The organism is Collinsella sp. AM31-2AC (genome assembly GCF_003469285.1).
GTDB classification, from domain to species: domain Bacteria; phylum Actinomycetota; class Coriobacteriia; order Coriobacteriales; family Coriobacteriaceae; genus Collinsella; species Collinsella aerofaciens_AT.
In genome coordinates this window covers 1-1,822 of the sequence record NZ_QSJB01000041.1, presented here as the reverse complement: position 1 = coordinate 1,822, position 1,822 = coordinate 1, and the positions used below count along the sequence as shown (strand labels likewise).

Here is a 1,822-nt window from a genome sequence, read left to right as displayed (position 1 = left end):
GACACCGCCGAGTTCGCGATCCCCGGCCTTGACGACGAGTTCCGCGTCATCGTCTCCCCGTGGATTCTGACGGTGCTCGTGACCGACCGCCTGGCTCGCTACTACGAGACGGTCACCAAGCACAACCTCAAGTATCGTCGCTACTATCACCAGTTCGACTACTAAAGAAAACGGGTGCGGGAACGTGCCGGGCTATTGAGAGGAACACAGAATGAGACAGTACATCATTGCCAGCCATGCGCACTTCGCTACCGGCATCAAGGAGAGCGTCGAGCTGCTCTCGGGTGCTCGCGACAACGTCCACGATCTTTCGATGTTCGTCGATGACCGCGTGGACGTGGCCGAGGAGGCCCAAAAACTGCTGGCGGGCATGTCTGCCGACGATGATGTCGTTGTCTGCACCGACCTCTTTGGTGGCAGCGTCAACAATGAGTTCACCAAGATCGTCCAGACGCGTCCCCGCACGTACCTCGTTACCAACATGAACCTTCCTCTGCTCATCCAGCTGCTGTTCTCTGACGAGTCGGCGCCGGTTGAGGAGACGATTCGCGCCATCGTCGCTGCGGACGATACGCGCGTGAAGTTTGTCAACGACCTGCTGGTCGATGACGACGAGGAAGAAGAGTTCTAATCCGCAGCACCTATTGACATGCCGTAAGACGGCGCAAGACCTTTGGGGGGTCACATTATGATTCAGCTACTTCGCGTTGACCATCGCCTGCTTCATGGCCAGGTCGCAGTTTCCTGGGTTCAGGGCCTTGGCTCCAACTGCATTTTTTGCGTGGGCGATAAGGTCGCCAACGATCCGGTGTGGAAGACGACGCTCAAGATGGGCAAGCCTGCCGGCTGCAAGCTCGTCATCAAAGATATGGAGCATGCAATCGAAGCTATCAACTCGGGCGTGACCGACAAGTACAAGATGATCATCTGCGTCGCCACTATCGCCGAGGCAAAGCAGCTTGTTGAGGGCTGCCCGCAGATCAAGTCGGTCAACCTGGGCAACACCAAGCCCAAGGACGAGAAGCGTCCCGACGCCCGTCAGGTCTCTCGTCAGATCTTCCTGACCGCGGCCGAGGAAGCCGATGTGCGCGAGATGCTGGATCGTGGCGTTGAGGTCGAGATTCGACCCCTGGCCGATGACCCCAAGGTTGACTGCGCCAGCGTGCTCTAGGCGTTTAAATTCGAAGAGTCTGAGCTCTTCGTAGTGTCCTATATGGAAAGGGGGATGTATGCTTACCCAAGCAATCCTCATCGGACTTATCGCCGCGTTTGGTAAGTTCGACTACCAGCTCGGTACGCTCTACGCGTTCCGTCCCATCGTCCTGTGCCCGCTCGTGGGCCTGGTCCTGGGGGACCTGCAGTCTGGTCTCGCGATCGGTGCGAGCCTGGAGCTGCTGTTCATGGGCTCGATCTCCATCGGCGCCTACGTGCCGCCTGATGAGACGATCGGCGGCGTGCTCGCCTGTGCCTTCGCTATCCAGCTGGGCCAGAGCACCGAGGCAGCCATCGCGCTTGCCATGCCCATCGCCACGCTGTGCCTGGCCATCAAGAACATCCTCAACGCCGCCCTGCCGATCCTGGTTGACCGCGCTGATGTCTTCTCCGGCCAGGGCAACCTTAAGGGTGTCTATGCGATGCACTTCCTGATCGGTTCCACCGGTGTCATCATGGCGTTCCTGCTGTGCTCGCTGTCGTTCTATCTGGGTGCTGACGCCATCCAGGGTATGCTCGACTTCATCCCGCCCTTTGTCCTTGCTGGCTTTGGCGTGGCCGCCAACATCCTGCCGGCCATGGGCTTCGCCATGCTCGGCCGCCTGGTGCT

3 protein-coding genes are annotated in these 1,822 nt (G+C 59.3%); all 3 read left to right on the top strand.

All coding sequences use genetic code 11. The annotated features are described in order from the left end of the window. The first annotated feature begins 211 nt into the window (after nucleotides 1–211). Nucleotides 212–631, top strand: coding sequence for a PTS sugar transporter subunit IIA (locus tag DW796_RS10280; RefSeq protein ID WP_118095252.1), 420 nt, complete (start codon nucleotides 212–214; stop codon nucleotides 629–631). 57 nt (nucleotides 632–688) lie between these two features. Continuing rightward, the gene (locus tag DW796_RS10275) at nucleotides 689–1,171 is read left to right on the top strand and encodes a PTS sugar transporter subunit IIB (protein ID WP_099432286.1); all 483 of its coding nucleotides are present in this window, start codon (nucleotides 689–691) and stop codon (nucleotides 1,169–1,171) included. Between the two features lie 58 nt (nucleotides 1,172–1,229). Then, the coding region (locus DW796_RS10270) for a PTS sugar transporter subunit IIC (protein WP_147351037.1) at nucleotides 1,230–1,822 on the top strand (593 nt) is incomplete at its 3' end.